Raw genomic sequence first — 25,272 nt, 5'->3', positions numbered from 1 at the left:
GCGGCGCGCCACGCCGAAACCGGCCTGCGGCCCCCGGCGCGCTAGGAATTGAGCCGCTACCCGTGTTTCACCATGGGTGCTATCAGTCGGACATGAAGCGTATTTTTAGGATCGTCGCGGCGCTTGCCGTTCTGGCCGTGGGGCTGGTGGGCTATACCGCCGCGATGGCCCGCGTGGGCTCCGGCACCGCGCCCGAGATGGCCGCCGAGAGCGAACAGGCCGACGAGATCCGCGTCGACAAGTCGGAGCGGCGGCTCGAGCTGCTCCGCGCGGGCGCGGTGATCCGCAGCTATGAGGTGAGTCTCGGCGCTGCGCCCGAGGGTCACAAGGCCCGCGAGGGGGATGAGCGCACGCCCACCGGCCGCTACGTGATCGACTGGCGCAACCCGAATTCCATCGCCCACCTCAGCCTGCACATCTCCTACCCCAACGCCGAGGACCGCGCCCGCGCCGAGGCGGCGGGGCACAGCCCCGGCGGTGACATCATGATCCACGGTATCGCCAATGGCTGGGGCTGGCTCGGCGGGCTGCATCGCGCGTGGGATTGGACCAATGGCTGCATCGCCGTGACCGATGCCGAGATGCGCGAGATCTGGGCACTGGTGCCCGATGGCACCCCCATCACCATCAGCGAGTAATCCCGTGGGCCGTTTCATCAAATTCCTCCTGAAGCTTGCCGCCGTTCTGGTGGTGATCGTCGTCGTTGCCCTGCTTGCGCTGCGCGGCATGGCCGCCCTGCGCGAAACCCAAGCGGAAGCGCCCCGCTGGGGCAGCATGGTGCAAACCGTGATGGGCGAGGTCTACGTGATAGACTATGGCCCCAAGGAGGCGACCCCGGTGCTGCTGGTGCATGGCTCCGTCGGCTGGTCGGCCTTCTGGGATGAAACCATCGTCGCGCTCGAGAGCGCAGGCTACCGCGCCATCGCCTTCGATATGCCCCCGATGGGCTGGTCGGAGCGGGATGCGGAGGGCGATTACAACCGCGTGCGGCAGGGCCAGCGCGTGCTGGCGTTGACCGAGGCGCTGGGCGTGACGCCCGTGCTGGTGGCGCACAGCTTCGGCGCAGGCGCTGCGGCGGAGGCGGTGATGTCCGATCAGGCGGCCTTTGCCGGCTTCATCGTGGTCGATGGCGCGATCGGGCTGGATGCGGAGGCCAAGGCGCTGCCTCTGCCGCTCCGCGCGCCCGCGCTAAGGCAACTGGCCGTGTCGGCCACCATCACCAACCCATGGGCGATGCAGCCGATGCTGAAGGCTTTCCTTCACAAGAAGGACCGGGCCGCGCCCTATGTGGACACGCTCAACGCCCCGATGAAGCGCGAGGGCACCACCCCTGCCATGGCCGACTGGTTGCCCACCCTGCTCGCCCGTCCCGAGGGCGCCGCCAGCGTGACCGAGGCAGGTTGGCGCGGCCTCACCCTGCCCGTGGGCGTGCTCTGGGGCGTGGAAGACACCGCCACCCCGCTGGCGCAGGGTGAACAGCTGGTCTCGCTGGTCGAAGGGTCGCGGCTCTGGCCGCTGGAAGGGCTGGGCCATATTCCGCAGATCGAAGATCCGGGGTCCTTCATGGCAGCGCTGGAGGAGGCGCTGGCCTGGGTCGAGGGGGCGAGGTAAGGCGGGAAAGTCCCGCGCTACTCCATGAAGCCCAAGGAGGGATCGGCGCAGATGGTTGCGACGTCAATCCGGCCTTCTATGCCGCGCAGATGCCGGTACCATGCCACCATGTCGGGCAAAGCCGCGCCATAGGCGGCGATGGCGTTATCCAGCGCCTCGCTGTCGTCCCAGAACATTCTCAAACCCATGTCGGCCCGGAATTCCTCGATCCCGCCGTCCTCCGGCGTTTGAAAGATGTTGCCGATCATGGCCGGAAGTCTGGTGGCGCTCCGCAGCTTGTCGCCCTCCTCCCGCTGCGCATCGGTCAAATCGGCCTTGAAGGGCGCGGCGCGGCGGGCGGCGAAATCATAGTCCAGCATGGTGCGGAACCCGCCCAGCACCCGGATGAACCGCGCCTCCGCCGGAGTTGGTTCTTCCTCGGCCAGCAGCGGCGCAAGCGCACGCACCTCGCAGCCACCCATCTGCGCGATCGACTGCTCGAAAACGACGGGGATGGAGGCAATGGTCAGCGCGTCCTCGGCCGAGACGGCATAAAATTCCATCGGCGTGCCTGCCGAGGTTAGGGTGAAGCCCGCGTCGGTCGGCGCAAAGCCCGCCTGCTGCAACAGGCTGATCACAAAGGCGGTGTAAATCCGGTCCTGCGGGATCTCGAGGTACTTCATCGTCGAAGGCTCGATCGCCGCGCTCTCGTCGATCTCGATGTTTTCCAGCACCAGGTTGCCGCCGTCCACTCGCGCAGTGGCCGTGGCCGCCTGCACGGTGCTTTCGCAGATGCCTGTCGTGTCGCAGGCCTCGAAGTCCAGCGGCAGCGGATGCACGAAATGCAGCTGCATCGCCTCGCCCTCGAAGGCCAGCCGCACAGACCGTGGCAGCACGTGATCGGGCCAGATCGCGCTGCCCAGCATGAAGCTGCCCTGCGGTGGCGGATCGGCCCTGAGCGGCAGGGCGGCAAGCAGGAGGGCGGCGGCGAGGAGCTGTTTCATGGCGGCGAGAGTGGCGTGGCAGGAGCGGTGGCACAAGGGGTGGAAACCCCGACGCCGCCGGGCTATCCCGGCCCCGAACCCAAGAGGCGGGCCAAGGAGGCGGGCATGACATTTTCACTGGCAACATGGAACATCAACTCGGTGCGGTTGCGGGCCGATCTCGTGGCCCGGCTGATGCGCGAGGAAACGCCCGATGTGCTTTGCCTGCAGGAATGCAAGAGCCCGGTCGACAAGATCCCGGTCGAGATCTTCGAGGCGCTCGGCTACACCCACATGGTCGCCCGCGGGCAGAAGGGCTACAACGGCGTCGCGATCCTCTCGAAGCTGCCGATGGAAGAGGCCGGGGCGGCGGACTATGCCAAGCTCGGCCACGCCCGCCACATCGCCGGAAAGCTTGAGAACGGCGTGACCATCCACAACTTCTACGTCCCTGCCGGCGGCGATGTGCCCGACCGCGAGGTGAACGAGAAGTTCGGCCAGAAGCTCGACTACCTCACCGAGATGCGCGACGCCTTCCACGCCGACGCGCCGCAAAAGAGCATCCTCGTCGGCGACCTCAACATCGCGCCGCGCGAAGATGACGTGTGGGATCACAAGAAGCTGCTGAAGATCGTCAGCCACACGCCGGTAGAGGTGGAGGCGCTGGGCGAGACTCAGGACGCGGGCAAGTGGGTGGATATCACCCGCAAGGACATCCCCGAAGGCCTGCTCTACAGCTGGTGGTCCTATCGCGCGAAGGACTGGGACGCCGCCGACAAGGGCCGGCGGCTGGACCATATCTGGGCCACGCCCGATATCGCCAATGCCGGCCACTCCAGCCGCATCCTCCGCCCGGTGCGCGGCTGGGAGAAGCCCTCGGACCACGCGCCGGTGTTCGCCGAGTTCGACCTCTAGGCACGGCTGAGCCGTTCCGCGGTGGGGGTTTCACACCCCCACACCCACGAGTCCTGAGTGGGGGTTTCATACCCCCACACCCCCGTGGAGATATTTGAGCCAAGATGAAGGGCGTGTGCGGGCAATTTTAATCAAATTGTCCCGGTTTGAAGGGCGCGCCATTTGGCAGCGGTCAGTCGCGGCGGATGACGCCGGTAAGGGCGGCGGCGGCCAGCGCCGTGACGATCCAGCCGATGCCCTTGGCCAGCCAGCGCAGCCCCCAACCAAGGCGGCCCAGCGGCGAGCGTGAGGTGGAGGGGGCCCATGCGTCTTCCTGCCCGAAGTTCACCAGCGGTATCACCAGATCGGCGGCATAGGCGAGAGAAGAGAAGGTCTCCCAGTCCTGCCCGGCCTGCCCCGGCTGGCTCCAGAAGGCGCCGGGGCCCTCGGGGTGGCTCTCGGTGGCGGCGATCCAGGGCTGCGAGGTGAGGATCGGCGCGGCGTTCGGCGTCATGTCGCCCGCGTTCCACGTGGCCTGGTAAAAGGCGGCCAGCCCGGCGATGAGCACCACGGCAAAGGCCACCGAGCGGCCGGGGCGGTAGCCGTAGCCCACGGTGAAGCGCAGAACCATGTCGGAGAGCCACATCATAAGCCAGCGCGGCCCGTAGCCTGAAGTTTCGGCCCGCAGCCTGCGGTTTTCGGCCCGCAGCAGCCGCTCCTTCACCATCAGCACCGTCTGCGCATCGCTGCGGTGGCCCATCCGGCCCAGCACATGGGCGAGTTGCTCGTAGGGCTGGGCGTTGAAGTTCAGCTCTTCAGGCCGCCGGGCCAGCCAGCTCAGGCGCTCGGTCGGGCGGGTGTCGGCGTGGCGCGAGAAATCGGAATAGCGGAAACCGTCGAGCCGCAGCGGATAGCTCGCGCCCTGCCCCGATGGTTCGTCCTTGAACCGCGCCACCTCGGCCCCGGCGAGGTTGACGACCCGGCCGATCTCGTTGTGCTGGAAGTAGAGGATGCCGCCAACGCGGGCGCGGGCGAGCGAGACGGCGATGTCGGAGCCGTGCTCCTCGGTGGCGCCGAAGGCCTCGTGCCCGAGCGGCTCGTCGGGCAGATCCACCGCGCAGTTGGTGATGAAGCAGTCATGGTCGATCCGGGCGGAGGAAAAGAACAGCATTCCGCGGCAGGTGAGCGTGGTTTCGCCCTCGGCGTAAGGGTAATTGCCCAGAAAGGCCGAGCCTTCGACCCGGAGCGAGGGGGCGAAGACCGCATCCTGCCCGCCGCCGTCGATGGTGACGCCGCAGAGTTGCAGATCGCCGCCGATCCGGGCGCCGGCCAGCCCGATCTCGCCCGCCACATGGCTCTCGCCCCGCAGGTAGACCGAGCCGCTGAAGCGGGCGTTGTCGGCGGTGATCGCCTTCACCCAGCAGCCCTGCAGATGCAGCCCGCGCAGGGAGGCGTTCACAAGGTTCATCTCGCCCTCGATCCGGCAGGCGGAGAGGGTGATATCCTGGCTGCAATCGGTGCCCTGCAAGTCCAGCGTGCCGGTGATCCGCGCTCCGCGCAGGCGCAGACCCTTGGGGTTCAGCGGATGCTCGTAGAGCCCGAGCAGCAACTCGCGCAGCAGGGCGGCGCGCACCGTCACATCCTCGCCCGCCTCCTCGCCGGGAAGCGCCCCCTCGCCCAGCGTCACCCGCTCCGGCCCGGCGCAGGTGGTGAGCAGTTTCTCTTCCGCCGGGGTGAGCGGGGCAAAGGCGCTGAGCTCTGTCATCGGGCCGAAGGTGCCACCGGGCGGCGGGGGCGGCAAGCGCGGAGCGGCCTGCGCGGCGTGCAGCGGTGCGACAGAGGCGTTACGCAGTGTCATGAAACATTGAAGCAGGGCGTGGCCGGTGTTACCTTTGTGGCACGCCCGGCGCCGGGGCTTTGCAGGCGCGTAGCCACGGAGGACCATCTCCTGTCTCACTCCTCGGAGGCCGCCGTCCAGCACACGGCAGGCAACGCGCCCCTCGCAGGGGCACACAGCAGCGACCAAGGCGGCACGGCCCTGCTCGCGCATATCCTCAAATCGCTTGAAGACGACAAGGCCGAGGAGATCGTGACGATCGACCTCGCCGGCAAGTCGACCATTGCCGATCACATGGTGATCTGCTCGGGCCGCTCCACACGCCAGGTGGCTGCGATCTCCGAAAAGCTGGTGGACCGTCTCAAGCAGGACTTCGGCACGCAGTGCAAGGTCGAGGGCAAGGATGCGGGCGACTGGGTGCTGATCGACACGGGCGACGTGATCGTTCACGTGTTCCGCCCCGAGGTCCGCGACTTCTACCAGCTCGAGAAGATGTGGCAGCCGGTCACCGCGACCGCCTGACACCGCCTTGAAGCTGACCATTCTCGCCATCGGGCGGCTCCGCGCCAGCCCGGAGAAATCCCTGATCGATGATTATCTCGACCGCGCCGGAAAAACCGGGCGCGGTCTGGGGCTTGGTCCGGCCTCCGTTGTGGAGCTGGAAGACAAGCGCGGCGGCGGCAAACCCGCCGAGGCCGAGCTGCTGCGCCGCGCCCTGCCGAGTGGGGCCGTGGTGGTGGCAATGGACGAACGCGGCAAGGTGGTCTCGTCACCCGGCTTTGCCGACCAGCTAGGCAAATGGCGCGATACCGGCCGCCCCGAGGTGGCGCTGATGATCGGCGGCGCCGACGGGCTGGACCCGGCGCTGGTGGCCGAGGCCGACTTTACCCTCAGCTTCGGCAAGATGGTCTGGCCGCATATGCTGGCCCGGGTGATGCTGGCCGAGCAGCTCTACCGCGCCACCGCGATCCTTGCAGGCACGCCGTATCACCGCGTGTAGGCCGGGCCTCGCCCCGTTCGCTGCCCCTCGCACGACTCAGTCCATGAAAAAAGGCCCGGGCGTTAACCCGGGCCAGTCCAACAGGGAGGTGTGGCCAAGTACCCCGGCCACGGAGGGATCTTGTCAGGCGACCAGCCGGTAGCCGCCGCTCTCGGTCACCAGAAGGCGCGCGTTGGAGGGATCGGGCTCGATCTTCTGGCGCAGGCGATAGATGTGGGTCTCCAGCGTGTGGGTGGTAACCCCCGCGTTATAGCCCCAGACCTCATGCAGCAGGATATCGCGCGGCACCACGCCCTCGCTCGCCCGGTAGAGGAACTTCAGGATGTTCGTCTCTTTCTCGGTGAGGCGAATCTTCTTCTCGGCGTCATCCACCAGCATCTTCATCGAAGGCTTGAAGGTGTACGGCCCGAGCTGGAAGACTGCGTCCTCGCTCTGCTCATGCTGGCGCAGCTGGGCACGGATGCGGGCCAGCAGAACCGGGAATTTGAACGGTTTGGTCACGTAGTCATTCGCGCCGGCATCGAGGCCGAGGATGGTGTCGGCATCGCTGTCCTGGCCGGTGAGCATCAGGATCGGGCATTTCACCCCCTGCTTGCGCATCAGCTTGCACAGTTCGCGGCCATCGGTATCGGGCAGCGCCACGTCGAGGATCACGAGATCATAGATCGCGTTTTTCGCCTTCTCCATCGCGCCGTGGCCGTCTCCGGCCTCGAACACGTCGAAGTCTTCAGTCATCACGAGCTGCTCGCTCAGCGCCTCGCGCAGGTCTTCATCGTCGTCGACGAGGAGTATTTTCTTCAGGTTGGCCATGGGGAGCCTCCTTTCTTCTGCTCTCTCGGATGTGTGAACGGGGCACGGGAGCGACAAGATTTGCTGCAAATCGCTCACGCAACCGTGTGCGGGAGGGCGGAAATGTTTCATATTCCTACGAAAACCCACTAGATGTGCTGCAAGTTCCGCATAGGTTTTCGGCATGAGCCTCCTGCCTACCCCTGATGAGATGCGCGCCCGCGCCCGTGCCGATCTGCGGCTCGGGTTGCCTGTTGTGCTCGGCTGCGGCGCGGATCAGGCGCTGGTTCTGGCCGCAGAGGGGGCCGCGCCCGAGCGGGTCGCGGCGCTGGTGGATGTGGCGTCGGGGGCAGGAGCCTACCTTGCCATCACCGCCCGCCGGGCCGAAACCCTGAAGGCCCGCGCCTATGATGGCGACATGGCGCGCCTGCGCCTGCCCGCCGAGGGCGCGGCAGCATGGGCCGCGGCCACGGCAGATCCGGCGCGCGACCTCGCCACCCCGATGAAAGGCCCGTTCAACGCCCTGCGCGGCGCGGAGGGCTGCCCCGAGGTCGCCCGCGCGGGCATCCGGCTGGCCAAGGAGGCCCGGCTGCTCCCAGCTGTTCTGGTGGCCCCGTTCACCGGAGCGGCCTCCGCAGGGCTGACCCGGATCACCGATATGCCCAGCGGCGAACTTGCCCCTTTTGCCGAGGCGGTCTCGGCGCGGTTGCCGATGCATCTTGCGGGCGCAGGGCGGCTGCATGTGTTCCGCCCCGGTGACGGCAGCGAAGAGCATTACGTGGTCGAAGTCGGCCGCCCTGACCGCGACGGGCCGGTGCTCACCCGCCTGCATTCGGCCTGCTTCACCGGCGATGTGCTCGGCTCGCTCAAGTGCGACTGCGGCCCCCAGCTCCATGCCGCGCTGGAGGCGATGGGCGCGGCGGGCGGCGGGCTGCTGCTCTACCTCAACCAGGAGGGCCGGGGGATTGGCCTTTCCAACAAGATGCGGGCCTATTCCTTGCAGGATCAGGGGTTCGACACGGTCGAGGCCAACCACCGGCTCGGCTTCGAGGATGACGAGCGCGATTTTCGCATCGGCGCGGCGCTCTTGGGCAAGATGGGTGTGGGGCAGGTGCGGCTGATGACGAACAACCCCGCCAAGATCGCCATGATGGAGGCGCGCGGCATCAAGGTGGTGGAACGGGTGCCGCTGAAGGTGGGGCTGACCCCGCAGAATGAGGCCTATCTCGCCACCAAGGCCGCCAAGTCGGGACATCTGCTATGAAGATCTCACCCTTTCTCAAGGCCGCCGCCCGGCTGGAGGATTTCTCGCAGGCCGAGGTCGAGGCGATGCTGGGCCAGCCGCTCCGCCGCACCCAGCAGAGTAGCGCATGGATCGGCTTCGAGGCGGCGGGCGCAGGCCATTTTGCCGAGTTCGAGCTGCGCAGCCCCGGCCCCAGCGCCCGGTTCGGTGGCCTGCTGATCGGGCGTTTTCCGCAGCCGCTGACGCTGCAAACCCTCGCTCCCGCGCTCGATGCCCTGCCCTTCCTGCGCGAAGAGATGAACCCGCCGCCCATCGGCGCTGCGGTGCAGCCGCCCACCGGCGGGCGGTGGTTCCGGCTGGGGCCGCATGAGTTGGCGGTCTCGATCCAGCTCACCAGCCCGGTCAGCGCCACCGCGCTCGCCGTCCACGGCGCCTACCCGTGATGCGGCTCACCCCGCGCGGGCTGCTCTTTGCCGGGCGGCTCCTGCCCACGGTCGTTGGGCGCGGCGGGATCAGCAGTGAAAAACGCGAGGGTGACGGGGCCACGCCCACTGGCCTGCACCATATCCTTGCCTGCTATTACCGCCCCGACCGCGTGCCGCCGCCCGCGCCCTGGGCCATCCCCATCGGGTTGCGCGACCTCTGGTCCGATGCGCCGGATGACCCGGCCTATAACACGCTGGTCAAAGCCCACTACGCCCCCAGCCACGAGAAGATGCGCCGCGCCGATCCGCTTTATGACATTGTGCTCACCACCGATTGGAACACGCCTGCCACATCAGGCGCAGGCTCGGCGATCTTCCTGCACCGCTGGCGCAAGCGCGGCCACCCGACCGAGGGCTGCCTCGCCTTCGCGCCTGCCCATATCGCCTGGATCGCCGCCCGCGCCGCGCCGGGCACGCCATTGCTCATTGACGGCCCTTAGCAGGCGCGCAGCTATTCGGGCAGCAGCCCCTCGGCTTCCAGCGCCTCCAGCATCGGGGCAAGCTGGGCCTCGTAGCGCTTCCAAGCGCCGATCGAGCGCGTGTTAAGCGGCTCGCGGACCTGCGATTGCGACAGCGTCCGCACATCGCGCCGGTTTTCGTGGAAGGCCATCACCTGCGGATCCCACGCCAACCCGGCAGCCTCGACGATCCTGCGCGCCTGCGGCTCCGGCTCGGCCACGAGGCGCTCATAGCTGACTTCGGTAAATGCCCCCGGCGCGGCCTCGCGCCAAAGGTCCACCATCGCGCGATAGGCCTTGTAGGCATGCACGAGGTCATCCAGCCCATAAGCATAGCGGTGCCGCCCTTCGCGGAAGACCTGCCGGAAGATCGAGAACAGCTGATCGCGCGGGTCGCGATAGATCACCAGAATTGGCGCGCCCGGCAGAAGCGCCGCGAGCGCGCCGATGTTGCGGTAGCCCTGGATCGACTTGTCGGTGATCACCCGGTCAAAGCAGGCGCGGCGGCGCATGGCGGCCTCGAGCGCCGGGCCAAAACCCTGCGGCGCGGCGCTGCCCGCCAGAACCGGGCGCAACGTGGGACCGACCACCGCCATCTCACCGCCGCCGGTCACCTCGGGATGGCTCGCCAGCATCTGCTCCACCAGCGTGGTGCCGGAGCGCGGCATGCCTGTGACGAACACCGGATGAAAGCTGCTGGTCTCAGAGCGGGGCAGGCGGGGGAGCGCGGCACTGGCCTTGATGTGGGCCTTGTCCTCGGCCTCCCGCGCCGCGCGGTCATAGGGAAAGCGCGCCCGGGTCAGCGCATTGCCCTCTTCGAGATAGCGCCAGACCTCGCCCGGCTCGGCGCCGGATTGCTCCAGCGCCCCGGCAAGGGCAAAGCACAGGCTGGCCCGCGTGGTGCCGCTGGCCCGCCCGCTGCGGTAGAGGCCGCGCATCTCCTCGATCAACGGGTCGCCCGGCTCTGAGCGATGGGCGCTCATCCGCAGACGGTAGAGCTCGCCATCTTGCGGCCGCAGGGCCTGCGCCGCCGTAAAGGCCGCCTCGGCCCGGTCGCGTCGCCCGGCGCGTTGCTCGAGCAGACCGATCTCCACATGCGGGCCAACCGCGCCCGGCACCGCCCGCTGCACCTCTCGGTGCGCGTCAATCGCCGCGTCGATCTGGCCTGCATCCGAGAGCACCTGCGCCCGCTCGATCAGCACGGCCGGCTCGCCGGGGCGATGCTTGCGCGCGAGGTCGAGCGCCTTGAGCGCAGTGCCAAGGTCGCCGGTGCGGTGCCTTATGCGCCCGATCTCGTAATGCGCCTCCGCCGTCTGCGGGCGCAGCGCGACGATGTCCTCGTAAAGCGCGCAGGCCTCCCCCAGCTGGCCATCGGCCTGAAGCTGGCGAGCGCGGCGAAACACGGCTGGAATGTCGTTCATTCGAAAGGTGGGCATATCTCATCTCCACCCCTCCCCAAGGCCAATAAGCCCATGAGTTGAGTGGATAGCCACCCTGAACCGAACCGTTTGGTTCAAATAAACTGTTTGTGAATCAACTCTGTGCGGTGGCGCGCCTTAGGGGTTCGGAGATGTGCATCACCGCGAAGATCTAGCCGTTGGCCCAGCCAGTTCGCGCAAAAATTGTGCAGCTCAGGCTTTGGCCGCAGGCACCCGTTCGCCAAAAATCGCGGAGCCGACGCGCACGTGAGTCGCCCCCAGCGCAATCGCCCGCTCGAAGTCGGCGCTCATACCCATGCTGAGGCCGGTGAGCCCGTTCCGCGCGGCAAACTTGGCGAGCAGGGCAAAGTGCAGGCTCGGCTCCTCCTCGACCGGGGGGATGCACATCAGCCCTTTCACCGGCAGCGAGAGGCCCCGGCACTCGGCCACGAAGTCATCGACCTCCGACGGCAGGCATCCCGCCTTCTGCGGCTCCTCCCCGGTGTTCACCTGAATGAACAGGTCAGGGCACCGCCCCAACTCATCGGCCAGCCGGGCGATGGTGGTGGCGATCTTGGGCCGGTCCACCGTGTGGATCGCGTCAAACAGCTCCATCGCCACGCGGGCCTTGTTGCTTTGCAGCGGGCCGATCAGGTGCAGGTCAACACCCTCGAAACGCTCGCGAAATTCGGGCCACTTGCCTTGCGCCTCCTGCACCCGGTTCTCGCCAAAACAGCAATGCCCCTCGCCCAGCACGGCCTCGACCCGCCCATCGGGCTGCACCTTCGACACGGCAATGAGCCGCACGTCTTCCGCCGCCCGTCCGGCTTCTGCGGCGGCCTTAGCCACCCGGCTCCTGATTTCTTCAAGCCCCATCCGGCAGCAATCCTTCCTTCTCAAGCGCGTCGATCAACGGCTTAATGTCATCTCCATAGCGTTCCCAGGCGCGGGTCGAGCTCTGGTAGATCGGCTGACGCACCTGCGCGACCGAGAGCGTGCTCACCCGCTGCTTCTGGGCGTAGAATTCGAGGCATTGGTCCTCCCATTCCAGCCCTGCGGCCTCCACCAGCCGCCGCGCCTCCACCTCCGGATCGCCCACCAGCGCCTCGTAGCGCATTTCGGTGAAGAGCCCCGGCGCCTTCTCGTGCCAGAAGTCCATCATTTCGCGGTGCGACTTCAGGTAATGGACCATGTGCTCAAAGCGATAGGCGTATTTGTGGGTGCCTTCGGAGAACACGTTCTTGTAGATCGAGAGCAGGTTGTCGCGCGGGTCACGCTGCATCACGATCACCCGGGCGTTGGGCATGATGAGGCGGATCAGGCCGATGTAGTGCCAGCTCTGCACCGACTTGTCGACGCAGACCCCCCCGAAGCTGAAGCGCCGCCGGGTCAGCTCCTCGGCCCGCTTGCGCATCGCGGCCAGATCATCGGTCGACAGATCGGCAAGCGGGCGAAACCCGCCATCCGGACGCCCGAGATACTGCCGCACCGCAAGGTTGAACTCACGCGCCTCGCCGATGGCGGTGGCCTTGCTGTGCGCACCCACGATCTGCTCGGCAAGCGTGGTGCCAGAGCGCGGAATGCCGGTGACGAACACCGGGGCGTAGCCCGGATCGGGCTCCAGCGCGGGCGTGTTAAAGTCGATCCCCTCGAAAGCCGCCTTGAGGCCCGCCACTTCGGCGTCACGTTCGGCGGGGTTGTAAGGCGCGATCTTCGCCAGCTCGTCGTTGCCCCGCTTCAGGTGCTTCATCACCAGGGCATAGTCCTTCACGTCCTCATGGGCCTTGGCGAGGGCGAAATCGAGGTTGGCTCGGTGGCGCGGGTGGAGCGACGTGTCGCTATAGAGTTTTTCCATCTCCCCGATCACCGGGTCGCCCGCCTTCAGTTTGCGGCCTGAGGCCAGCAGCCGCCATGTGACCCCGTTCTTGGGTTGCAGGGCGATGCAGCGCCTGAGCTGCGATTCCGCCTCTTCGAAGTCCCCTATGTATTGCAGAGCGATAGCGAGGGCGCTGCGGGCCTCGAAATCATTGGCCTTCAGGGCAAGGATGCGGCGGAGCACCTCTATCTCGCGGGCCGTGTCGCCGAAGGACGAGAGGGCGACGGCAAAGTCGCGCAGAACCACCAGTTCCTTCGGCTTGAGCTTTTGCGCCCGGTCGAGCGAGTCCACCGCGGTGCGGAAGTCGCCGATCTTGGCGGCGATCCGGCCGATCTGCCAATGCGGCTCGGCCATATTGGGGCGCAGCCGGGTGATCTGGGTGAAGAGGCCCACGGCCTCGCGCAGCTTGCCCGCTTTTGCCAGCTCGACGCCCTGCCGATAGGCGGCGGGGATCTGGGCGGGGGTCAGCGGTGCGGCCATTTCTGCTCTCTCGTCTGCTCTGTGTCCGTTGCTAACACAGGCAATCCCGAATGCGCAGGGGGCAAAACCGGCGGCCCCAAAAAGAAAAGAGCGGGCCTAAGCCCGCTCTTCCCTTGTACCGTTATCGGTGTCCTTAGAAGGACATCGACAGACCCAGCGACCAGGTGTCGGTGGTGGTGGTGCCGTTGTCGGACGAGCCGTAGCCAGCCAGAACGGAGGCGCCGCCGCCGAGGTCGTAGCCGAGAGCCAGACCCCAACCGGAGATCGGGTCAGCCAGCGAGTCGGAGTCGAACTGACCCCAGTTGATGTGGCCCGAGAAGGCGTCCACGGCGTAGCCGAGGCCGATACCAACGTGGGTCACGTCGTCACCGCCGGCGAAACCGCCGAACTGGGTGTACTCGATGCCAGCCGACAGGCCGTTGTCGAAGGTGGTGACGGCGGAGAAGCCGATGGCGTCTTCCACTGCGATGCCTTTGATGGCGCCGGCGTTGCCGTCAACCGACTGGTAACCAAGGCCGAGGGCCAGGTCCAGGCCGCCGAGCTCAGCGTTGTACTTGAAGCCGAGAGCGTAGCCGGTGTCGAGAGTGCCGGTTTCGTCCATCTCGACGGAGATGGCGACGCCGAAGTCACCGAAGGTGTTGTCGTAGCGAACGATCTGGCCGTCGTAGGTGCCGTCCAGGTAAGCGCCGAGGTAACCAGCGTGCGAGGTCTCGTCGTCAGCGATCGAGCCCGGGTTGCCGATGTTGCCGGCGTCGGTCAGGGCCCAGTCCATGGCGCCGTCGGTGTCACCCATGGTCACGGTGCCGAAGGAGCCGGAGATGAAGATCGACGCGCCGCCGTCTTCAGTCACGTCATCCAGAGCGTCGTTGGTGCAGTCCAGCGAGGTGCCGGAAGTGATGCACGAACCGCCGGAAACGTAGGACAGGCTGTCCTGGGCTTCGTCGAGATCGATCGACGCGCCGAAGGTCAGGCCGCCGTCGGTTTCACCGGACATGGTGAAGGTGACGTCCAGATCCTGGAAGAACTGAGTTTCGACGCCAGTGCCGCCGAAAATACCCATCTCGGCGGAGCCGGTGATGGAAACTTCTGCCGACGCGGCGCCAGCGAAGGCGACCAGCGCGGTCGAAGTGAGAAGAACCTTTTTCATCGTGTTTCCCTCGTTATCAAAGGTCAGCCCAACGCGGGGAATCCACATTGGGTATGGCAGGGTGTTTCGCTCTTTCGTTGATTGATTGCAATAATGCCGAAAAGCCCGTCGGGGACTCTGTAAGATATGGTGCATGTCTGCCACAGTGAGTCATCTGGCACCTCGGGTGGCACCTTGGGCCAAAAAGCCTTGTGGGGCTGGAGCCGCTCGGATAGACAAGCAAAAAAGGGTGAGAGGGGCAGTTTTCAATGACCTTCCGGAAGGGACTTCGGGCAGCAGGAATGTCGGCGCTTGTTCTGATGCTGGCCTCGTGTGGTGTGAGCAACCGGGTTGGCGCGAGTTTTGGCGGCAGTTCCGCCGGTGGCTCCAGCACGATCCGCAACGCGCCCCGGCAAGTCGAGACTGACGCCCAGGGCCGCACTCTATATAAAGGCAAGGTTCGCCAGTCGACGATCTGGGATCTCTTCGGCAACAACGACGACCCCAACATCACCGTCGAGGTGAACAAGTATATCTGGCGCGCCTCGCTCGAAGTTCTCAACTTCATGCCGATCCAGACAGTCGATCCCTTCACCGGTGTCATTGTCTATGGCTACGGCACCCCGCCCGGTGGTGGTCGCCCGTACCGCGCGACTGTTTATGTGCAGGACCCGGCGCTCGATGCCCGCTCGCTGAAGGTGGCGCTGCAGTCGCGCTCCGGCCCAGTGAGCGCCGATACCGTGCGCGCCGTCGAGGATGCCATCCTCACCCGCGCCCGCCAGCTCCGCATTCAGGACACCAACCTGTAAGAGCGGTGGGGTAGCCCCCACCCCACAGTCTGGCCCAAGGTCCGGCCAGCCCGCAGCGTGGGCGGCGACCCATCGCATCTTCCAACCCGCTGGACCCTGCGCCGCGCCCGCCGTAAACACGCCGGGACCAATTGCACGACCCGCAGGACCGCCATGACCCGTTTCACCCCGTCCGAGATCGAACCCCGCTGGCAGAAGGCGTGGGATGACGCCGAGACCTTCAAGGCGGAGCGCGACGAGAGCCGCCCCAAGTATTACGTGCTCGAGATGTTCCCCTATCCCTCGGGGCGCATCCACATGGGCCACGTCCGCAACTACTCGCTGGGCGATGTGGTCGCCCGTTACAAGCGCGCGCAGGGTTTCAACGTGCTGCACCCGATGGGCTTCGACGCCTTCGGGATGCCCGCCGAGAATGCCGCGATGGCCACCGGCGGCCACCCGAAGGATTGGACTTACGGCAACATCGACGACATGGTCGCCCAGATGAAGCCGCTGGGTCTCTCGCTGGACTGGTCCCGCATGTTCGCCACCTGCGACGTGGAATATTACGGCCAGCAGCAGGCGCTCTTCCTCGATATGCTGGAGGCCGGCTTCGTCACCCGCCGCAATGCCACCGTCAACTGGGACCCGGTCGATATGACCGTGCTCGCCAACGAGCAGGTGATCGACGGCAAGGGCTGGCGCTCGGGCGCCGAGGTCGAGCGCCGCGAGCTGACGCAATGGTTCTTCAAGATCTCCGACATGTCGGAAGAGCTGCTGGAGGCGCTGGACGGGCTGGAGGACTGGCCCGAAAAGGTGCGCTTGATGCAGTCCAACTGGATCGGCAAATCGCGCGGCTTGCAGTTCAGCTTCGAGCGCCTCGAAGGCGGCGAGCCAGTGACAGTATATACCACCCGCCCCGACACGCTGATGGGCGCGAGCTTTGTCGGCATCTCGCCTGATCACCCGCTGGCCAAGGAACTGGCCGAAAGCAACCCGGAGGTTGCCGCCTTCCGCGCCGAATGCGCCAAGGGCGGCACCATGGCGGAAGAGCTGGAGACGGCCGAGAAAAAGGGCTTCGACACCGGGCTGAAGGTGCGCCACCCGCTGGACCCGTCTTGGGAGCTGCCGGTCTGGATCGCCAACTTCATCCTGATGGACTACGGCACCGGCGCGATCTTCGGCTGCCCGGCGCACGACCAGCGCGACCTCGACTTCTGCCGCAAATACGACCTGCCGGTGGTCGACACCTTCTTTGCACTGGACGATCCGCAGCCGGTGCAGGCCGAGGCCTTCACCCCGACGAAAGAGCAGAAGGTGAAGTGGGTCAACCACTTCGCTGGGCTGGATGAGGCCACTGGGCAGGAGGCGATCGACGCGACCATCGCCTTTGCCGAGGCCGCCGGTTGGGGCGAGGGTGTCACCAAGTTTCGCCTGCGCGACTGGGGGCTGAGCCGGCAGCGCTACTGGGGTTGCCCGATTCCCGTGGTGCATTGCGAAAAATGCGGCGTGGTGCCGGAGAAGAAAGAGAACCTGCCCATCGAGCTGCCCTATGACGTGTCCTTCGACACGCCGGGCAACCCGCTGGACCGTCACCCCACGTGGCGCGACTGCGCCTGCCCGTCTTGCGGCGCGCCTGCAAAGCGCGAGACCGACACGATGGATACCTTCGTCGATTCGTCGTGGTATTTCGCCCGCTTCACCGCGCCCCGCGCCGAAACGCCCACGGTGCGCGAGGATGCCGACTACTGGATGAACGTCGACCAATATGTCGGCGGCATCGAGCACGCTATCCTGCACCTGCTCTACTCCCGCTTCTTCGCCCGCGCGATGCATGCCACCGGCCACCTGCCGGAGAAGAGCAAGGAGCCGTTTAACGCGCTGTTCACCCAAGGCATGGTGACCCACGCGATCTACCAGACGAAGGATGCCAATGGCCGTCCGGTCTACCACTACCCCGAGGATGTGGTGGTGGGCGAGAATGGCGCTGCGCTGAAGGATGGCACGGCGGTCGAGGTGATCCCCTCCGCCAAGATGTCGAAATCCAAGAACAACGTCGTCGACCCGCTGAACATCATCGAGGGCTACGGCGCTGACACCGCCCGCTGGTTCGTGCTGTCCGACAGCCCGCCCGAGCGTGACGTGGAATGGACAGCCTCCGGCGCAGAGGCGGCCAACCGCCACCTCGCGCGGGTCTGGCGCATGGCCGACGAGATCGCCGCCAGCGATTCCCCGGCCAACGATGAAGACGCCGCCCTGCAAAAGGCCCTGCACCGCACCATCGCCGATGTGACCGAAGGGGTGGAGAGCTTTGCCTTCAACACCTCCATCGCCAAGCTCTATGCCTTCACCAACACGCTCTCCAAATCCAAGGCGGGCGGCGCGGCCAAGAAAGAGGCGATGGCGACCATGGCCCAGCTGATGGCCCCCATGACCCCGCATCTGGCCGAGGAACTCTGGCACATGCTGGGCCGCGAAGGCCTCATTACCGAGGCCGCTTGGCCCAAGGCCGACCCGGCCCTGCTGGTTGAAGATACCGTCACCCTGCCGATTCAGGTGAACGGCAAGCGCCGGGCGGAGATCAGCGTGCCGAAGGACATGGACAAGGCAGAGGTTGAAAAGCTGGCGCTGGCCGAAGAAGCTGTGCAGCGGGCCCTCGATGGTGCGGCCCCGAAGAAGGTGATCGTGGTGCCGGGACGGATCGTGAATGTGGTGGCGTAGCGCCCTCATCGGCGGGTACGCCCTGCTCGCCTCCTGCGGCTTCGCGCCGCTCTACGGCCCCGGCGGGCCGGGTGACACGCTGCATGGTCAGGTCGAGATCGCAGAGCCGACCACCGAGAACGAGTTTGATTTCGTCTCCCGCGTCGAAAACCGGCTCGGCCGCACCGCCGCCGGGCCGATGCGGCTCGACTATACCATCGACACCCGCCGAGAGGGGCTGGCGATCACCGCCGATCAGGAAACCCAGCGCTACAATATCGTTGGCGAGGTGACCTATCAGGTGACCGACACCACCACCGGCGCCGTGCTCTCCACCGGGCGGACCAACAGCTTCACCAGCTATTCGGCCACCGGCACCACCGTCGCCACCTCCACCGCCTCGCGCGATGCCGAGGCGCGGCTGATGGTGATTCTCGCCGATCAGGCCGTCACTCACCTGCTGGCCACCGCCGAAACCTTCTTGCCGTGATCGCCGGGCCATGAAGCTCTCGACCCGCGACGCCAACGCCTTCTTTGCAAAGCCCACGCCGGGGCCGGGCATCTTGATTTCGGGCGCCGATGCAATGCGGGTCGCGCTGAAACGGCAAGACCTGCTGAAGGCCCTCGTCGGCCCGAGCGGCGAGGAGGAGATGCGCCTCTCCCGCCTTTCCGGCGCCGATCTGCGCGGCGACCCGGCGGCGCTGCTCGATGCGATCCGGGGCGCGAGCTTCTTTCCCGGCCCGCGCGCCGTCCATGTCGAGGGCGCGACCGACGGGCTGACGGACCTCTTTGCCACCGCGCTCACCGAGTGGCAGGAGGGCGACGGCATGGTGGTGGCCACCGCCGGCAGCCTCAAGGCCTCCAGCAAACTGCGGAAACTCTTCGAGAAAGACCCGCGCGCCCGCTTCGTTGCCATTTACGACGACCCGCCGAGCGCAGGCGAGATCAAGGACAGGCTCACCGCCGCCGGCCTCGCCGACGTCGAGCATTCCGCGATGGAGGCGCTGGTGGCGCTGGCCTCGCATATCGACCCGGGCGATCTGCGGCAGTTCATCGAGAAGCTGGCGCTCTACAAGATCGGCGATTCCACCCCGCTGTCGGAGGCCGAGGTCGATCTGCTGGCCCCCGCCACCACAGAGGCCGGGGTGGATGAGTTGCTAAACGCCGCCGCCGAGGCCCGGCGTCACCAGATCGGCCCGCTGATGGCCCGGCTGGAAGGGCAGGGTGTGAACCCGACCACGCTCTGCATCATGGCGGGCATGCATTTTCGCACCCTCCACGCCGCCGCTGCCCACCCCGGCGGCCCGGCGCAGGGCATCGGCAGCCTGCGCCCGCCGGTCTTTGGCCCGCGGCGTGACAGAATGATCCGTCAGGCGCAGGCCTGGGGCCTCGACCGGCTGGAGCGGGCGCTTGCGCTACTGCTCGATACCGACCTCGCCCTGCGCTCCGCCGGGCAGACCGCCCCGCAGATGGCGCAGGTGGAGCGGGCGATGATCCGCCTCGCGATGATGCCCCGCTAGGGGCCAGTCACCGAAAGCCCGCGTCGCCGCCCCTCCACCCGTCTTGTCATGCAACTGACATGGCTCTGTTACGCGGGCGTCACCGCTTCGGCCCAAATGTCCCCCACAACAAAAACCAAGGGGACTCCCATGCACCGCACGCTTCTGACCTCGGCGCTCGCGCTGGCCGCCGCAACCGGCGCCGCTCAGGCCGAGATGGTCTTCAACCGCATCGCCTCCTTCCCGGTCATCAAGAACATGGCCGAAGGCGAAGACACCGCCCGCGAAAGCTCGCCCGAGATCATCGACGTGACCGCCGATGGCATGACGCTGGTTTACACCGACAGCCCGCTCGGCGTGCTGGGCCGGGTCGACATCACCGATCCCGCCGCGCCCAAGCCTCTGGGCAATATCGAGTTGAATGGCGAGCCAACCTCGGTGGCCGTGATCGGCACCACCGCCTTCACCGGGATCAACACCTCCGAGAGCTACGTGGCCCCCTCCGGCCGCCTCGCCGCGATTGACGTGACCTCGGGCGAAGAGCTGGCCAGCTGCGACCTCGGCGGCCAGCCCGACTCGGTCGCCAAGGCGCCCGATGGCAGCTTCATCGCCGTGGCCATCGAGAATGAGCGCGACGAAGACCTGAACGATGGCGTCATCCCGCAAATGCCCGCCGGTTTCGTGGTCAAGATCGCCCTCGCGGATGGCACCCTTGATTGCGACAGCCTCCAGCAAATCGCGCTGATCGGCCTCGCCGATGTGGCGGGCGATGACCCGGAGCCGGAGTTTGTCGACATCAACGCGCTGGGCGAGATCGTCGTGACGATGCAGGAGAACAACCACATCGCCGTCATCGGCGCCGACAACACCGTCACCGCCCATTTCTCCGCCGGTGCGGTGGATCTCGATGGCATCGACGCCACCGACGAGCGCGGCGCGCTGCTCTTCACCGAGAGCCAGAAGGGCCGCAAGCGCGAGCCCGACGCGGTGAAGTGGATCGACGATCAGCACTTCGCCACCGCCAACGAGGGCGACTATGAAGGCGGCTCGCGTGGCTGGACGATCTTCAGCAAGACCGGCGAAGTGGTCTACGAGAGCGGCACCAGCTTTGAGCACGAACTCATCAAGATCGGCCACTACCCCGACAAGCGCTCCGATGCCAAAGGCGTCGAGCCGGAGTCCGTGACCTTTGCCGAGTTTGGCGGCACCCCGATGATCTTCGTCGGCTCCGAGCGCGGTTCCGTCGTCGGCGTCTATGACGCGACCGACCCGGCCAACCCCGTGCTCACCCAGCTCCTGCCCTCGGGCATCGGGCCGGAGGGCTACGTGACCATCCCCTCCCGCAACCTGCTGGTCTCGGCCAACGAGACCGACCTGATCGAGGACGGCGGCGCACGCGCCCACGTGATGCTCTATGAGTATGCCGAGGGCGAGGCGAGCTACCCGCAGCTGACCTCCGAAGGCATGGCCGAACTCACCGGCTGGGGCGCGATCTCGGGCATGGTGGCCGAGGGAGACAGCACCGTCTGGGCGGTGTCCGACAGCTTCTATGGTTACCAGCCGCGCATCTTCAAGATCGACGTGAGCAGCAAGCCTGCCCGGATCGTGGAGGCCATTGACATCACCCGCGCCGGCTACCCCGCGCAAAAGCTCGACCTCGAAGGTATCACCCTTGATGGCGAGGGCGGTTTCTGGCTCGCCTCCGAGGGCCGGACCGACCGGGTGATCCCTCATGCGCTCTACCACGTGAACGCGCAAGGCGAGATCGAGGAAGAGGTGGGCCTGCCCGCCGAGCTGATGGCGGTTGAAAAGCGCTTCGGCTTCGAGGGCATCACGCTGGTCGATGGCACGCTCTGGATGGCCGTGCAGCGTGAATGGGCCGACGATCCCAAGAACACCGTGAAGCTGGTGGCCTACACCCCCGAGAGCGGCGCGTGGGGCGCAGTGCGCTACACCAAGGAAGAGCCCGCCACCGGCTGGGTCGGCCTGTCGGAAATCACCGCCCACGGCGATCACGTCTACCTCGTGGAGCGTGACAACCAGCACGACGACCGCGCCGTGACCAAGAAGATCACCCGCGTCTCCCTCAGCCAGATGCAGCCCGCCCCGCTCGGTGGCGACCTGCCGATGGTGAGCAAGGAAGACGTGCGCGACCTGCTGCCCGACCTCAAGGCAGGCGGCGGCTACGTGCTCGACAAGGTCGAGGGGCTGGCGATCTTCTCCGATGGCACCGCATGGGTGAGCACCGACAATGACGGCGTAGATGACCACTCCGGCGAGACGATGTTCTTCACCGTCGGCCAACTCGGCACCGGCTACTGATTTCCCTCGAAGACCTTTTCAGCAAAGCGCCCCGAAGCGGTCCGCCGCTTCGGGGTTTTTTGTTGCTTGTGGAGGCCTTGCACCAACCTCAAGCCGGGCATCGCCGTCCCGCGGGGTGGCGCAAGCAACAGCTGTGCATGCCACTTTATGGTGCAACCGTCATCTTCCCTTTGATGTCGCGCCCAACCTCACCGAAGCGCCGCCCCGGGGGGCGGGACGGCGCTGCCCGGCGCCTTACGGCGCGCATCGGGCAGGGGCATCGCTCAACCCCGCCGCCCAAGCAGCGTGGGCAATTCGCCCGCCACCCCTCACAAGATCGCCGCCTCGCCGCCAACCTTCGCAGCCCCGGCCCCGCCGCCAAGCCCCGGCAACAGCCCGTTCTCGGCCACGGCGCCCGCCTCGCCGCGGATCGCCCGCAGCAGCGCCCGGTGCCCTGCCGCCGCCTGCACCTGCGCCCCGATCCCGGCGCGGGCGCGTTTCACGAAGGCTTCCCATTTCGCCGGATCGAGCGTGCGCCCGGTCGAGAACTTGCCCTTCCCGAACCCCGTCTCGTAAACCCGCTTGCCCAGCAGCACCGCCTGATAGGTCATCGGGCTGAACAGCGAGACGAAGCGGATGTCGTTATGCGCCGGCAGCCCGTATTGCCAAAGCTCGAGGTTCTCCGCGAGCGTGTCGGGCACCTCCAGCTCCTCCCGCGCGTCGATCCAGTATTGGTCGTCCGTCCGGTTGCCGAGCGCGTAATGCAGGCAGATGAAGTCGCGCACCTCGTTGTAAAGCTCGTCCACGAGGTGGTTGAACCGCCCTCGCAGCGGCTCGGCATAATCGGTGTCGGGGAAGTATTGCACCAGCCAGCGTACGGCGGTGTCGATCATATGGATCGCGGTCGATTCCAACGGCTCGATGAACCCGCCCGAGAGGCCCACGGCCACGCAGTTCTTCACCCATGCGTTCCGGTTGCGCCCCACCCGCATCGGGATCACCCGAGGCTCGGCGCCCTCGCCATCCGGCCCCAGATGCGCCAGAAACTCCTCCCGCGCCTCCTCATCCGTCCGGTGCGCGGAAGAAAACACGTAGCCCGTGCCGATGCGGTTGAAGAGCGGCACGCGCCACGCCCAGCCCGCGCCCAAAGCGGTGCTCTTCGTCACCGAATCCAGCCGCTCCGGCTCCCGGTGCGGCACCTGCACCGCCATCGCCCGGTCGTTGGCCAGATACTTGCCGTAACTCTCGAAGGGCTCCCCGAGCGCCTGGTTGATGATGAGGCCGCGAAAGCCGGTGCAGTCGATCACCAGTTCAACAGGATGCCGCCCGCCGCGCTCCAGCATCAGCGCCGCCACGTAGCCGCACTCGTCCAGCTCTACCTCCACCAGATCGTCCAGCACATGCCGCACCCCGCGCGCCACGCAATGCTCCTTCAGCATCCCGGCGAATTTGCCCGCGTCGAGGTGGTAGGCAAAGCCCACCGGCGGCCCCGGCATCTCGCCCGGCCCGCGCGGCCCCTTGGCGGCGGCGGCAAGATCCACCGAGGGCGAGAAGGTTTGTACGAAGTCGAGGCCCCCGGTGCCGAATTGCAGGGCATATTCCGCCGCCGAAACCCCGTCGATCGCGGGCGGATGGGCGAAGGGGTTGATGTAATCGACCCGCTTGCCCTCGGCATCCTCGTTCCAATGGCCAAAGACGACCCCGAGCTTGAAGCTGGCGTTGCAGGTCCGGAAGAAGGCGCGCTCGTCGATCCCGCCTTGGCGCAGGGTCCGGGGCATGCCGGGCACCGTGGCCTCGCCCACGCCGACCGTGGGGATGTTGGGGCTTTCGATCAGGGTGATCCGCACCCCGTTCTCGCCGCCCTTCAGCATGGATTGCAGCAAAAGCGCCGTCATCCATCCGGCGGTGCCCCCGCCAACGATCGTCACCTCGCGGATCGGTTGCCCCATGCGCGCATCCCCCGTTTACCCTGCGTCAGATGCTAATCAGCGGTGGGCTGCGGCTCAAGCCTGCCGTCACTTGGCCTTGCCGGGGCTTCCGTGCGGCACGTGGCTGCTCTGCTGGATCGCATGGGTCACCTCGTGGCCGATCAGCCGCATCGCGCCTTTGCCCTCGGCCTTCACGTCGAAGGAGAACGGTGTGAAGCCGTGCGAAAATGCCTTGGCCCCGACGAGCCCCTTGGCCGTGCCCGCCGCATCGCCCATCGTCTGCACCCGGATGCCCTTGTAGCCCGCCTGACGCAGCGACTGCTCCACCTTCACCTTCTTGCCCTGCTTCGGCCCGCCAGCGGCAAGGTTGGGGTAGGGGATCGGCACCGGCCCGCCCGGTGCGGGGGTCTTGCACACATCGGGGAAGGCGATGAGCAGGGTGCCTTGCCAGTCCTTCTTCACCCCGGCCTGCATCAGCGCGCCGGGCAGGTCATGGCCCTTCACCTTGCGGCCGCCCTGCTTGCCGGAGGTTATGATGATGGTATCGGTCTTTCCCTTGGCGGCGTCATCAAGGTTCGAGCTGCTCATTTGCAGCTCCTCTTCTTCCTCTTCGTCCGGCATCGAAATCACTCCGCTAAAATGAAGCAATCACTATGCCACCGAATCGGGCCGTTAACACGCTGCGGCGCAGCGAAAATGCTGCGCCTGCGATATGCATGGAATGTGCATCACTTGTGCATCGGATGTGCATGGGGCCTGTATCGCGGCTCCGGCGCCGTTAACCGCCGCGGACGGTGTCGATCATCAGCTGCACATTTTCCGGGTCTGCATCGGGGGTGATGCCATGCCCGAGGTTGAAAATATGGGGCCCGTGGCTGAAAGCCTCCACGATCCGGCGGGTCTCGTCGACCAGCGCCTGACCGCCCGTAACCATATGGGAAGATTTGAGATTCCCCTGCACGCAACCGTCCGGCTGCACATGCTCCGCGGCCCATTCGGGCGTCACCCCGTCATCCAGCGCCACGCAATCCGCGCCGGTGGCCTTGTGAAAGCCGATGTAGCGCTCCTTCGCCCCGCGGGGGAAGGCGATGATCGGGGTGTCGGGATGTTTGGCCTTCACGCCTGCGATGATTTTCTTAATCGGATCAACGCTGTAGTTGTCAAAGTCATCGCCGGTCAGGCTGCCCGCCCAACTGTCGAAGATCTTCACCACCTCGGCCCCGGCCTCGATCTGGCGGTTGAGGTATTCGATCGTGGCCCAGGTCACCCGCTCGATAATCGCGTTGAACAGCGCCACATCCTTGGTTTTCAGGTCATGCGCCGGCCCCTGATCGGGCGTGCCGCGGCCCGCGATCATGTAGGTCGCCACCGTCCAAGGGGCGCCCGCGAAGCCGATAAGCGTAGTCTCTTCAGGCAGTTGGCCACTCAGGTTGCCCACCGTCCGGTAGATCGGCGCAAGGTGTTCATGCACCTCGTCCCCGTTCTTCAGGGCTTCGTAATCTTTTCGCAGTCCAATCGGTTCCAGCCGCGGGCCTTCGCCGGTGACGAACCAAAGTTTCTGTCCCAGCGCCTGCGGGATCAGAAGGATATCGGCAAAGAGGATGGCCGCGTCAAAGCCGTAGCGCCGGATCGGTTGCAGCGTGACCTCGGTGGCCAGATCGGAGTTGTAACAGAGCGACAGGAAATCGCCCGCCTCGGCGCGGGTGGCCTTGTATTCCGGCAGGTAGCGGCCCGCCTGCCGCATCATCCAGATCGGCGGGGTGGGTTGGGTCTCGCCTGCCAAGGCTTTGAGAATGCTCTTGTTTTCGGCCATCTTGCGCCTCCTCGGTCGCCGCATGGGTCGCCTTCCGGGGGCCGAGTGTCAAGTGTCGCATTGT

23 protein-coding genes are annotated in these 25,272 nt (G+C 66.5%); 13 read left to right on the top strand and 10 right to left on the bottom strand.

Annotation, left to right across the window (positions count from 1 at the left end; translation table 11 throughout):
* Positions 1–92 precede the first annotated feature (92 nt).
* Both KUV38_RS15950 and KUV38_RS15945 read left to right on the top strand, forming a co-directional pair.
* Positions 93–638 (top strand): murein L,D-transpeptidase family protein, encoded by a 546-nt coding sequence (locus tag KUV38_RS15950; protein WP_222471207.1) that lies wholly within the window; start codon positions 93–95, stop codon positions 636–638.
* Positions 639–642: 4 nt separating this feature from the next.
* Positions 643–1,611, top strand: coding sequence for an alpha/beta fold hydrolase (locus KUV38_RS15945; RefSeq protein WP_222471206.1), 969 nt, complete (start codon positions 643–645; stop codon positions 1,609–1,611).
* Positions 1,612–1,628: 17 nt separating this feature from the next.
* Here the strand turns inward: KUV38_RS15945 and KUV38_RS15940 are convergent, their stop codons facing one another.
* Positions 1,629–2,594: a hypothetical protein gene (locus KUV38_RS15940; RefSeq protein WP_222471205.1), complete on the bottom strand. Its 966-nt coding sequence runs from the start codon at positions 2,592–2,594 to the stop codon at positions 1,629–1,631.
* A gap of 105 nt (positions 2,595–2,699) precedes the next feature.
* Here KUV38_RS15940 and KUV38_RS15935 point away from each other — a divergent pair, with 105 nt between their 5' ends.
* Positions 2,700–3,488 carry an exodeoxyribonuclease III gene (locus KUV38_RS15935; protein WP_222471204.1) on the top strand — a complete coding sequence of 263 codons (789 nt, stop codon included), beginning with the start codon at positions 2,700–2,702 and terminating at the stop codon, positions 3,486–3,488.
* Between the two features lie 172 nt (positions 3,489–3,660).
* On the opposite strand, the gene KUV38_RS15930 is transcribed toward KUV38_RS15935, so the two are convergent.
* Positions 3,661–5,232, bottom strand: coding sequence for a hypothetical protein (locus tag KUV38_RS15930; protein ID WP_261385391.1), 1,572 nt, complete (start codon positions 5,230–5,232; stop codon positions 3,661–3,663).
* A gap of 273 nt (positions 5,233–5,505) precedes the next feature.
* Between KUV38_RS15930 and rsfS the strand changes: the two genes are divergently transcribed.
* Together rsfS and rlmH are read left to right on the top strand one after the other, a co-directional pair.
* Positions 5,506–5,826, top strand: a complete 321-nt coding sequence (gene rsfS, locus KUV38_RS20960; RefSeq protein WP_410000896.1) for a ribosome silencing factor — start codon at positions 5,506–5,508, stop codon at positions 5,824–5,826.
* Positions 5,827–5,833: 7 nt separating this feature from the next.
* Positions 5,834–6,304 carry a 23S rRNA (pseudouridine(1915)-N(3))-methyltransferase RlmH gene (gene rlmH, locus KUV38_RS15920; protein WP_222471201.1) on the top strand — a complete coding sequence of 157 codons (471 nt, stop codon included), beginning with the start codon at positions 5,834–5,836 and terminating at the stop codon, positions 6,302–6,304.
* A 123-nt stretch (positions 6,305–6,427) separates the two neighbouring features.
* Here the strand turns inward: rlmH and KUV38_RS15915 are convergent, their stop codons facing one another.
* Positions 6,428–7,114: a response regulator transcription factor gene (locus tag KUV38_RS15915; protein WP_222471200.1), complete on the bottom strand. Its 687-nt coding sequence runs from the start codon at positions 7,112–7,114 to the stop codon at positions 6,428–6,430.
* Positions 7,115–7,277: 163 nt separating this feature from the next.
* Here KUV38_RS15915 and ribA point away from each other — a divergent pair, with 163 nt between their 5' ends.
* Genes ribA through KUV38_RS15900 form a run of 3 tightly spaced genes read left to right on the top strand, consistent with a single transcriptional unit; the run spans position 7,278 to position 9,261 of the window.
* The gene (gene ribA / locus KUV38_RS15910) at positions 7,278–8,357 is read left to right on the top strand and encodes a GTP cyclohydrolase II (protein ID WP_222471199.1); all 1,080 of its coding nucleotides are present in this window, start codon (positions 7,278–7,280) and stop codon (positions 8,355–8,357) included.
* Positions 8,354–8,779, top strand: coding sequence for a hypothetical protein (locus KUV38_RS15905; protein ID WP_222471198.1), 426 nt, complete (start codon positions 8,354–8,356; stop codon positions 8,777–8,779). Before ribA ends, KUV38_RS15905 begins: the two co-directional genes overlap by 4 nt.
* The gene (locus tag KUV38_RS15900; RefSeq protein WP_222471631.1) at positions 8,779–9,261 is read left to right on the top strand and encodes a L,D-transpeptidase; all 483 of its coding nucleotides are present in this window, start codon (positions 8,779–8,781) and stop codon (positions 9,259–9,261) included. Before KUV38_RS15905 ends, KUV38_RS15900 begins: the two co-directional genes overlap by 1 nt.
* Before the next feature lie 11 nt (positions 9,262–9,272).
* On the opposite strand, the gene KUV38_RS15895 is transcribed toward KUV38_RS15900, so the two are convergent.
* The 4 genes from KUV38_RS15895 to KUV38_RS15880 form a co-directional block, all read right to left on the bottom strand.
* A complete protein-coding gene (locus KUV38_RS15895) occupies positions 9,273–10,715 on the bottom strand; it encodes a tetratricopeptide repeat-containing sulfotransferase family protein (protein WP_222471197.1) in 1,443 nt (480 codons plus the stop codon).
* Between the two features lie 195 nt (positions 10,716–10,910).
* Complete coding sequence (locus KUV38_RS15890) at positions 10,911–11,573, bottom strand: YggS family pyridoxal phosphate-dependent enzyme (protein WP_222471196.1); 663 nt, start codon at positions 11,571–11,573, stop codon at positions 10,911–10,913.
* Positions 11,563–13,053, bottom strand: a complete 1,491-nt coding sequence (locus KUV38_RS15885; RefSeq protein WP_222471195.1) for a tetratricopeptide repeat-containing sulfotransferase family protein — start codon at positions 13,051–13,053, stop codon at positions 11,563–11,565. Before KUV38_RS15885 ends, KUV38_RS15890 begins: the two co-directional genes overlap by 11 nt.
* Before the next feature lie 133 nt (positions 13,054–13,186).
* A complete protein-coding gene (locus KUV38_RS15880) occupies positions 13,187–14,200 on the bottom strand; it encodes a porin (protein ID WP_222471194.1) in 1,014 nt (337 codons plus the stop codon).
* A 281-nt stretch (positions 14,201–14,481) separates the two neighbouring features.
* Between KUV38_RS15880 and KUV38_RS15875 the strand changes: the two genes are divergently transcribed.
* The 5 genes from KUV38_RS15875 (at position 14,482) to KUV38_RS15855 (ending at position 21,488) form a co-directional block, all read left to right on the top strand.
* Positions 14,482–14,988 (top strand): DUF3576 domain-containing protein, encoded by a 507-nt coding sequence (locus KUV38_RS15875; protein ID WP_261385390.1) that lies wholly within the window; start codon positions 14,482–14,484, stop codon positions 14,986–14,988.
* A gap of 153 nt (positions 14,989–15,141) precedes the next feature.
* Positions 15,142–17,688 carry a leucine--tRNA ligase gene (leuS, locus tag KUV38_RS15870; RefSeq protein WP_222471192.1) on the top strand — a complete coding sequence of 849 codons (2,547 nt, stop codon included), beginning with the start codon at positions 15,142–15,144 and terminating at the stop codon, positions 17,686–17,688.
* Positions 17,675–18,157, top strand: coding sequence for an LPS assembly lipoprotein LptE (gene lptE / locus KUV38_RS15865; RefSeq protein WP_222471191.1), 483 nt, complete (start codon positions 17,675–17,677; stop codon positions 18,155–18,157). The genes leuS and lptE overlap by 14 nt, the downstream gene beginning before the upstream one ends.
* Before the next feature lie 10 nt (positions 18,158–18,167).
* On the top strand, positions 18,168–19,187 hold the full coding sequence (holA, locus tag KUV38_RS15860; RefSeq protein ID WP_222471190.1) for a DNA polymerase III subunit delta: 1,020 nt from the start codon (positions 18,168–18,170) through the stop codon (positions 19,185–19,187).
* Positions 19,188–19,316: 129 nt separating this feature from the next.
* The gene (locus tag KUV38_RS15855) at positions 19,317–21,488 is read left to right on the top strand and encodes an esterase-like activity of phytase family protein (protein WP_222471189.1); all 2,172 of its coding nucleotides are present in this window, start codon (positions 19,317–19,319) and stop codon (positions 21,486–21,488) included.
* A gap of 308 nt (positions 21,489–21,796) precedes the next feature.
* Here KUV38_RS15855 and KUV38_RS15850 read toward each other — a convergent pair whose 3' ends face one another.
* From KUV38_RS15850 to hemE, 3 genes are all read right to left on the bottom strand, one after another.
* Positions 21,797–23,416: a tryptophan halogenase family protein gene (locus KUV38_RS15850; protein WP_222471188.1), complete on the bottom strand. Its 1,620-nt coding sequence runs from the start codon at positions 23,414–23,416 to the stop codon at positions 21,797–21,799.
* 66 nt (positions 23,417–23,482) lie between these two features.
* On the bottom strand, positions 23,483–24,016 hold the full coding sequence (locus KUV38_RS15845) for a PAAR-like domain-containing protein (RefSeq protein ID WP_222471187.1): 534 nt from the start codon (positions 24,014–24,016) through the stop codon (positions 23,483–23,485).
* A 157-nt stretch (positions 24,017–24,173) separates the two neighbouring features.
* On the bottom strand, positions 24,174–25,208 hold the full coding sequence (gene hemE, locus KUV38_RS15840) for a uroporphyrinogen decarboxylase (RefSeq protein WP_222471186.1): 1,035 nt from the start codon (positions 25,206–25,208) through the stop codon (positions 24,174–24,176).
* Between the last annotated feature and the right edge of the window lie 64 nt (positions 25,209–25,272).

It is taken from the genome of Vannielia litorea (genome assembly GCF_019801175.1).
Lineage (GTDB): Bacteria > Pseudomonadota > Alphaproteobacteria > Rhodobacterales > Rhodobacteraceae > Vannielia > Vannielia litorea_B.
The sequence above is the reverse complement of the archived record's forward strand: the minus strand, read 5'-3'. Positions and strand labels throughout refer to the sequence as shown.

Excerpts from the sequence above, each read along its gene's own strand:
- KUV38_RS15950 (WP_222471207.1), top strand. The coding sequence starts at position 93 with ATGAAGCGTATTTTTAGGATCGTCGCGGCGCTTGCCGTTCTGGCCGTG.
- KUV38_RS15940 (WP_222471205.1), bottom strand. The coding sequence starts at position 2,594 with ATGAAACAGCTCCTCGCCGCCGCCCTCCTGCTTGCCGCCCTGCCGCTC.
- KUV38_RS15935 (WP_222471204.1), top strand. The coding sequence starts at position 2,700 with ATGACATTTTCACTGGCAACATGGAACATCAACTCGGTGCGGTTGCGG.
- KUV38_RS15930 (WP_261385391.1), bottom strand. The coding sequence starts at position 5,232 with ATGACAGAGCTCAGCGCCTTTGCCCCGCTCACCCCGGCGGAAGAGAAA.
- KUV38_RS15915 (WP_222471200.1), bottom strand. The coding sequence starts at position 7,114 with ATGGCCAACCTGAAGAAAATACTCCTCGTCGACGACGATGAAGACCTG.
- ribA (WP_222471199.1), top strand. The coding sequence starts at position 7,278 with ATGAGCCTCCTGCCTACCCCTGATGAGATGCGCGCCCGCGCCCGTGCC.
- KUV38_RS15905 (WP_222471198.1), top strand. The coding sequence starts at position 8,354 with ATGAAGATCTCACCCTTTCTCAAGGCCGCCGCCCGGCTGGAGGATTTC.
- KUV38_RS15900 (WP_222471631.1), top strand. The coding sequence starts at position 8,779 with ATGCGGCTCACCCCGCGCGGGCTGCTCTTTGCCGGGCGGCTCCTGCCC.
- KUV38_RS15895 (WP_222471197.1), bottom strand. The coding sequence starts at position 10,715 with ATGCCCACCTTTCGAATGAACGACATTCCAGCCGTGTTTCGCCGCGCT.
- KUV38_RS15890 (WP_222471196.1), bottom strand. The coding sequence starts at position 11,573 with ATGGGGCTTGAAGAAATCAGGAGCCGGGTGGCTAAGGCCGCCGCAGAA.
- KUV38_RS15885 (WP_222471195.1), bottom strand. The coding sequence starts at position 13,053 with ATGGCCGCACCGCTGACCCCCGCCCAGATCCCCGCCGCCTATCGGCAG.
- KUV38_RS15880 (WP_222471194.1), bottom strand. The coding sequence starts at position 14,200 with ATGAAAAAGGTTCTTCTCACTTCGACCGCGCTGGTCGCCTTCGCTGGC.
- KUV38_RS15875 (WP_261385390.1), top strand. The coding sequence starts at position 14,482 with ATGTCGGCGCTTGTTCTGATGCTGGCCTCGTGTGGTGTGAGCAACCGG.
- leuS (WP_222471192.1), top strand. The coding sequence starts at position 15,142 with ATGACCCGTTTCACCCCGTCCGAGATCGAACCCCGCTGGCAGAAGGCG.
- lptE (WP_222471191.1), top strand. The coding sequence starts at position 17,675 with ATGTGGTGGCGTAGCGCCCTCATCGGCGGGTACGCCCTGCTCGCCTCC.
- holA (WP_222471190.1), top strand. The coding sequence starts at position 18,168 with ATGAAGCTCTCGACCCGCGACGCCAACGCCTTCTTTGCAAAGCCCACG.
- KUV38_RS15855 (WP_222471189.1), top strand. The coding sequence starts at position 19,317 with ATGCACCGCACGCTTCTGACCTCGGCGCTCGCGCTGGCCGCCGCAACC.
- KUV38_RS15850 (WP_222471188.1), bottom strand. The coding sequence starts at position 23,416 with ATGGGGCAACCGATCCGCGAGGTGACGATCGTTGGCGGGGGCACCGCC.
- KUV38_RS15845 (WP_222471187.1), bottom strand. The coding sequence starts at position 24,016 with ATGCCGGACGAAGAGGAAGAAGAGGAGCTGCAAATGAGCAGCTCGAAC.
- hemE (WP_222471186.1), bottom strand. The coding sequence starts at position 25,208 with ATGGCCGAAAACAAGAGCATTCTCAAAGCCTTGGCAGGCGAGACCCAA.